Here is a 6,621-nt window from a genome sequence, read left to right on the forward strand (position 1 = left end):
TCTTGGAGAACTTATACCTTATTATTCTATCTCTTTCATACCTTTATTTCCTTAACTTGACGCTTATGGTATATGGAATTATGCGCACAATTGAATCATTTTCATCTGCGATTACCGGTCCTCAGGTTGCATGGTCTTTGATTGCATTTATCGTTATGTATACCCTTAATATTTGGAGCAGGTAGTTACTATATTCTGAAACTTATATACAAAGGAATTCCTCTCATTAAAGAAGAAGAGCAATTTTATAAACACGGTATTGGAGCTTCAGTGATTGGTGCTGGTACATCTGGAAAGGACAACAATCATGTTTGATTTTTCTTCCTTAATTAATTTACCCCTAATCTGGGGATTACTAATTGCCATAGCTGTTTTACTGTATATTTTAATGGATGGGTTTGATTTAGGTATTGGTATTTTACTTCCTTTTGCACCGTCAGATATAGCACTTCTCGCAATAGTCCGAATAGGATAAGATATGTGCTTATGCCTATGGTAGAGCGGTAGCATATTATGATCTGTTCGGATTATTGTAAAAAGAGCTATAAATGCAGTGATCACATGATAAGCTCAATTGCACCATTTTGGGATGCAAACGAAACATGGTTGGTATTGGTTGGTGGAGGGTTATTTGCTGCTTTTCCTCTTGCATATTCAATATTAATGCCTGCTTTTTATATTCCAATCATTATTATGCTGCTTGGCCTTATAGTGCGCGGAGTATCCTTTGAGTTTCGTTTTAAGGCAGAAGGAAAATACAGGCGATTATGGGATTATGCCTTTCATTTTGGGTCGCTTGGTGCTGCACTTTGCCAAGGCATGATTTTAGGTGCATTTATACATGGTGTAGAAGTAAACGGACGCAACTTTTCTGGTGGCCAATTTGATTGGGCAAGTGCTTTTAGTGTAATGACAGGCATTGCTGTGATATTTGGATATGCACTTTTAGGTTCTACATGGCTCATAATGAAGACAGAAAATATAACACAAGAATGGGCACGCAAGGTTGCTTCTTATACGCTTGGTTTTGTAGGTATTTTCATGGGACTAGTGAGTGTAGTGACACCATTTTTAAATGAACGTATTAAAAACTTTTGGTTTAGCATGCCAAATTTTTATTATTTATTTTCTATTCCATTACTCACATCTTGGCTATTTTTCATGCTGTGGTTTGATCTTCAGAATACTAAACAGGAGTACCGTCCATTCTTTCTCAGTATTGCTATTTTTTTTATTGGATATTTAGGTTTAGGAATTAGTATCTACCCATGGATTATACCTTTTCAATATACCATTCTGGATGCACCCGCTTCTGGGCCAAGTTTATCTTTAATGCTCATTGTTATAATACCTCTTTTACCAATCATTTTAACTTACACTGGTTATTGCTATTATGTCTTTCGTGGAAAATCAAATTATGAACACACATATTAAGGAGTTAGTGACCTTATGGTTAAAACGTTACCCTTAAATCAAGCAGTCGTTCAGGCAATGGCGTCAACTCAATAACCTTCATTAGCAAACCCTCCTATGGATTTTCTGAAAAGTTTTTGAGTATATTGTATTTTTAATTTGTAGAATAAGTTTTTTTCCTTTTTGCATGCTAACCAAAAAGGGTTCTGTCATCCTTCTTGTCATATAAGTAGCTTGACGCGGGCATTCAGTTTTCTTTATAATTTTCTTTGTGAAAGAACAAAAATGCTTATTTGTAACCATAGCTGGCTTACCAAATGCTGGGAAGTCTACATTCATTAACAGCATCATAGGCAAGAAAATTGCAATTGTCACACCTAAAGTGCAAACAACAAGGACGCAAATAAGGGGTGTTGCAACATGCAACAACACACAAATTGTCTTTACTGACTCCCCAGGAATTTTCTCAGCAGAAACAAAACTTGAAAAAGCTTTAGTCAAATCTGCATGGTCGGCAGTTAAGGATAGTGACATCACTTTGTTGCTTCTTGATGTAAGCAATTATTTGAAAAATATAGAAAGAATTAAGACTATATTTATGCGGCTGCAGCGCACAAAAGGCAGATGCATTTTGGTTATCAATAAAACTGATTTGGTAAAAAGGCCTGAATTAAAGATGGCGCATGAGCATCTGAATTTGCTTTATAAATTTGAAAAGGTTTTTATGATATCAGCATTAAAGAATGATGGACTTTCTGATTTGATGAATTACTTGTCTGAAGTTGCATCGGTGAGCCCCTGGTTTTATGAAGAAGATCAAATAACCGATTCCTCGACAAATTTTTTATCAGCAGAAATTACGAGAGAAAAATTATTCTTGAACTTGCGTGAAGAATTGCCATACTCTACAGCTGTTATAACTGAACAATTTGAGGAAAAAAAAGATAAGAGTTTAGTCATCAAACAGATCATATTTGTGTTGAAAGATAGTCATAAAAAAATAGTACTAGGAAAAGATGGCAGTAATATTAAAAAAATTAATATCGAAGCGCGTGCTGAACTAGAAAAATTATTTGAGTGCAAGGTACACCTCTTTTTATTTGTGAAAGTGCGACCTTGGATCGACCGTCCGGAGGAGTATATAGGCAATGCTTAATTCTTTATTGGTATTTGATATTGAAACTATACCAGATGTAAATTCCTGCAAAAATTTACTCAATATTAGTGATGATAGTAGTGTAGAAGAGAAGAGGGATGCATTAACAAAATATCATCTTGAAATAACAAACGGGCAAAACTCTTTTCTGCGTCAGCCTTTTCACCTTGTTGTAGTTATTAGTTTTTTACTTTGCAATATAAGCTACCAGAGTGGTTATGAGGTGTTCACACTGCAAGAAATAAGATCTGGAGGCACACTAAATTCCAGTGAAAAGGAGCTAGTGAAAGGATTTTTTAACTACATATCAGAGAAAAAGCCAAGATTAGTTTCGTTCAACGGACGCACTTTTGATATACCAGTGCTGAAGTATCGTGCTATGGTCCATGGCATTCAAGCAGAATATTTTCATAAAGCTGGCGATAAGTGGAATAGTTACAATCAGAGATATAGCAGTGATTGGCATTGTGATTTGCTTGAATCCCTCTCTGATTTTGGAGCTTCTGCGAGAGTAAAAATGAACGAAGTTTGTGCAGCATTTAATCTTCCTGGTAAGATTGGAGTTGATGGGTCACAAGTTATGGACTTATACGATAGCGGCAAGATACAAGAGATTCGAGATTATTGTGAAACAGATGTAATTAACACTTATTTGATTTACTTAAGGTTCATGCATCATCAGGGAAGGATTACTACTGAAAGCTACAACAAAAGTGTGGAAGAGCTGCTTTTAGAGTGCGAAAAAAAAGAATACCTAAAGAAATTTAAAGAAGAATGGCAAATAACTTGTGGTGGAAAATTTTACTTCCATAGAATAAATAGTCGAGTTATAATGCGCTAACAATCGAACCTCTGTACTAAATTTTGGTTAATATACACGTTGAGCATATTAAGAAAGTTGCTTTTAAGGTATTGCATTTTACTTTTATTTTCGTTATAAGGTTGCTTTAAGTTGAATTTTCAACATTTTTATACTATTTACATTTAAGATATGATTTCGAAATTTTTTGGGGGCACTTCATGAAAAAGTCTATGTATACTAGAACTGCTCTAGTTTCTTTATTAACTTTATGTTCTTTCAGCAGTTTTGCAGCTGACTTTCCTGATGAGAGTATGAAGGAAATAAAAAAGCAAGAGAGCACAAAAACTTCTGGAAAAGTGGAAGTTATGAAAACATCAAATAAAAAACTGAAAGAAAAGATGGACAGAATATGTAATGCTGATCCAAGAAAAAAAGCTGAAGAGCTTAAGAAAAAAGAGGAGCTAAGATTAGCAGCCGAGCAGAAGAAAAAAGAGGAGCTAAGATTAGCAGCCGAGCAGAAGAAAAAAGAGGAGATCAGGCTAGCAAATGAGAAAAAAGCAAAGCTTATAGAGGATTCAAAAGCGAAAGCTCTAAACGCTAAGAATTCTAATATAGAAAAAGGTAAAGTTTCAAAAACTAAGCTTTCTAAAACTAAGAATGCTAAAGTTGAAGCTAAAGATGTAAAGAAGGATATAAAAGTTGTTAACAAAAATACAGAGGAAAAAGGTAAGGCAAGTCCTGTTGTTTCAGTTGGTGGAGTTGATATTATCGATACCAATCAAGGGCAAAGTAATTTAAGAATAACTTTTGGTGGTGTTGTTGATGCTCAAGGTTATGGCAAAGCTGGACCAAGTGGCGCAGATTATAAACGTTATAACGTTATGCCAAACAGATCTACAGAGTATTATAATGCCACTCCAGATATAACAAGAGGAGCAAATCCAATATTCTATGAAGGAATAGGAAATATTGGTGATTACAGCAACGATATGGGTATGATTGCTGACGCGATATTGCACCTCAGAGCAGAAAATAAGAATGAAGATTTAGGTCTTCTTTATGGTGCTGACGTGCAGTTTCATGTTCCAGTGACCGAAGGTAAGGGAGCTTCACAGGGTGTTTATGCTGCAAAAGGCAGAAGTGCCCATGTGTTTGTTAACTCAAAATATGGTGACGTGAAGCTTGGTTACCAATTTGGTCCTGAGGCTCTGATGAGGCTTGATGCAACAAGAATTGCGACTGTTGACGGAGCTGCAGATAGTGACTGGTTCAGAAAAGTGAACTTAGAAGGAAGCGCTGCTAGCTTTCCATTTTATGTAACACCACGTCTTTACACTGAAAGTTTTTCGAGTGAAAGTGAAAAATTCTCTTTCCGCATGGCAGGGAAATATAACAAAGGCGTTATGACTACACTGCCATTTAGAGTTGCCTACTACTCACCAAATTATATGGGCGCAAGGTTTGGCATCAGTTATGCACCTCGTTATGATAGTAGCTTGTTTATTGTGAAAGAAAAAGAAGAGAAAAACGGTAAGGTAAAAGATAAGATAAGGCATGTCGGTCCAGACTATGAGCACATAGTAAGTGCTGGTGCATCATACGAATATGACTTTGATAAATATAATGTAAAAGTTAAAACTTCTGCAGTTGGTGAGTATGGCTTTCCAAAGCAACCAAGTAAAGATAAGCATCTTTATAAGGAATTTGTGGAGTATAATGACCTGATGGGTGTTAATTTTGGTGTAAGCGCTGATTATAAGATTAATGAAGATCAAGGCGTAAAGTTTGCTGCCTCTTTTGCGTACTTGGGCAAATCTGGTCAACCGAATGGTATTAAAAAATTGATTGGTGATACCTATACGGAAATTGATAGTAAAGATGCTACTGATGGCAAAAGAGTGGAAGGGCTGAAAGCTCAATTTGGTAAAGATAGTATAGATACCATGTATTGGACTGTAGGAGCTGGGTATCAAAATGAGAATATCTACACAAGTTTGACGTATTTTGGCAGCAGAATGAATGACAAAGATATGCTTCATGATGGTGCACTTGGCGTTCAATATGATCTGTCTCCTGCATGCAGTAAGAACAAATTTGTTCCTTACGCAGCTCTCCATTATTTTATGACTAACGAAACAGGTAAGCTGAAAGATGAGTCTGATGCTGATGTACCTTCTAACCAAGGAATTCTCCTTCTTACTGGTGTGAAGTTTTCTTTCTAACCAGCCAGTACACACCACAGTTAACTGTGGTGTATTCTTGTCTGTTAGTGTTTATTTGTAGATCAAATAAACATATGGTGTCCTCTCTCCTGTCATCCCAGTGCGTGACACACAACTGTACGAACATTGTGATTTGAGGACACTCCACCAAGAAGGATGTCATCCCAGTGCCCAGACACTGGGATCCAGCTTTCCATGCAACTTCATCAAAAGCGTTTATTCAGCATAAGATCAGCCACTTTTTATGCTCACCAAATCAGTTTGCTTACTTACAAGCAAAATTTCCTGGATTCCAGTGTCAAGCACTGGAATGACACCCTATGGTCACCGGAATGACGCTTTATGGCTACTTAGATGATGAGAAAAGAACACACTGCCCTTATTCTACTGGCCGTATAGCTACTTTCAAATTTAATCAATTAAGCAGGAGGCCCCTATGCAAACCACACTAAAAAATCATTTAGCTGGAGAATTATAGCTCTTTTTACAATAATCCGAACAGATCATAATATGCTACTGCTCTACCATAGCCATAAGCACATATCTTATCCTATTCGGACTATTGCGAGAAGTGCTATAAATGTAAAGCCGATACTAAAAAATTTAGTAAAATAAGTACAATCACTAAAGTATAGCCTTTCTTATAATAGTCCGAATGCGATAAGATATGTGTTTATGGCTATAGCAGGCCAGTAGCATATTACGGTCTGTTCGGATTATTGTAAAAAGAGCTATACTATACCGCTGCGAACCGTCATACCGCGATTTATTCCATAGCTGTACGAACATTCATTTTTGAAGGTATAGCCCTTTTTACAATAATCCGAACAGATCATAATATGCTACTGCTCTACCATAGCCATAAGCACATATCTTATGCTATTCGGACTATTGCGAGAAGTGCTATAAACTGCACAGCAAATGGTGTCATTCCAGTGCTTGACACTGGAATCCAGCCGGCTTTGTTGCATCGCTAGCTATGATGGATTAAAGATAAAAAAGGTGGAGAATATCAGTAGCTTATTATT

General features: G+C 36.4%; 6 protein-coding genes and 1 pseudogene. 6 read left to right on the top strand and 1 reads right to left on the bottom strand.

What is annotated here, in order from left to right; all coding sequences use genetic code 11:
- Positions 1–307: 307 nt before the first annotated feature.
- The 5 genes and pseudogenes from OZD68_RS00340 to OZD68_RS00360 form a co-directional block, all read left to right on the top strand.
- Positions 308–447 (top strand): annotated as a pseudogene (locus OZD68_RS00340) (ubiquinol oxidase subunit II); the annotation flags it as partial.
- A gap of 66 nt (positions 448–513) precedes the next feature.
- Positions 514–1,434 carry a cytochrome d ubiquinol oxidase subunit II gene (locus tag OZD68_RS00345; RefSeq protein WP_259365961.1) on the top strand — a complete coding sequence of 307 codons (921 nt, stop codon included), beginning with the start codon at positions 514–516 and terminating at the stop codon, positions 1,432–1,434.
- A 250-nt stretch (positions 1,435–1,684) separates the two neighbouring features.
- Complete coding sequence (gene era, locus OZD68_RS00350; protein WP_182309231.1) at positions 1,685–2,569, top strand: GTPase Era; 885 nt, start codon at positions 1,685–1,687, stop codon at positions 2,567–2,569.
- Entirely contained in the window at positions 2,562–3,410 is an 849-nt protein-coding gene (locus OZD68_RS00355) for a 3'-5' exonuclease (RefSeq protein ID WP_182309230.1), read from the top strand. The genes era and OZD68_RS00355 overlap by 8 nt, the downstream gene beginning before the upstream one ends.
- A 179-nt stretch (positions 3,411–3,589) precedes the next feature.
- Positions 3,590–5,593, top strand: coding sequence for a WD0745 family porin (locus OZD68_RS00360; RefSeq protein ID WP_182309229.1), 2,004 nt, complete (start codon positions 3,590–3,592; stop codon positions 5,591–5,593).
- A 624-nt stretch (positions 5,594–6,217) separates the two neighbouring features.
- Here OZD68_RS00360 and OZD68_RS00365 read toward each other — a convergent pair.
- The gene (locus tag OZD68_RS00365) at positions 6,218–6,382 is read right to left on the bottom strand and encodes a hypothetical protein (protein WP_182309228.1); all 165 of its coding nucleotides are present in this window, start codon (positions 6,380–6,382) and stop codon (positions 6,218–6,220) included.
- A gap of 50 nt (positions 6,383–6,432) precedes the next feature.
- Here OZD68_RS00365 and OZD68_RS00370 point away from each other — a divergent pair, with 50 nt between their 5' ends.
- Positions 6,433–6,570, top strand: coding sequence for a hypothetical protein (locus tag OZD68_RS00370; protein ID WP_182309227.1), 138 nt, complete (start codon positions 6,433–6,435; stop codon positions 6,568–6,570).
- Positions 6,571–6,621: the final 51 nt, after the last annotated feature.

Source organism: Wolbachia endosymbiont of Drosophila bicornuta (assembly GCF_028982105.1).
Lineage (GTDB): Bacteria > Pseudomonadota > Alphaproteobacteria > Rickettsiales > Anaplasmataceae > Wolbachia > Wolbachia pipientis.

Coding starts and splice junctions, on each gene's coding strand:
- OZD68_RS00345 (WP_259365961.1), top strand. CDS start 514: ATGATCTGTTCGGATTATTGTAAAAAGAGCTATAAATGCAGTGATCAC.
- OZD68_RS00355 (WP_182309230.1), top strand. CDS start 2,562: ATGCTTAATTCTTTATTGGTATTTGATATTGAAACTATACCAGATGTA.
- OZD68_RS00360 (WP_182309229.1), top strand. CDS start 3,590: ATGAAAAAGTCTATGTATACTAGAACTGCTCTAGTTTCTTTATTAACT.
- OZD68_RS00365 (WP_182309228.1), bottom strand. CDS start 6,382: ATGTTCGTACAGCTATGGAATAAATCGCGGTATGACGGTTCGCAGCGG.
- OZD68_RS00370 (WP_182309227.1), top strand. CDS start 6,433: ATGCTACTGCTCTACCATAGCCATAAGCACATATCTTATGCTATTCGG.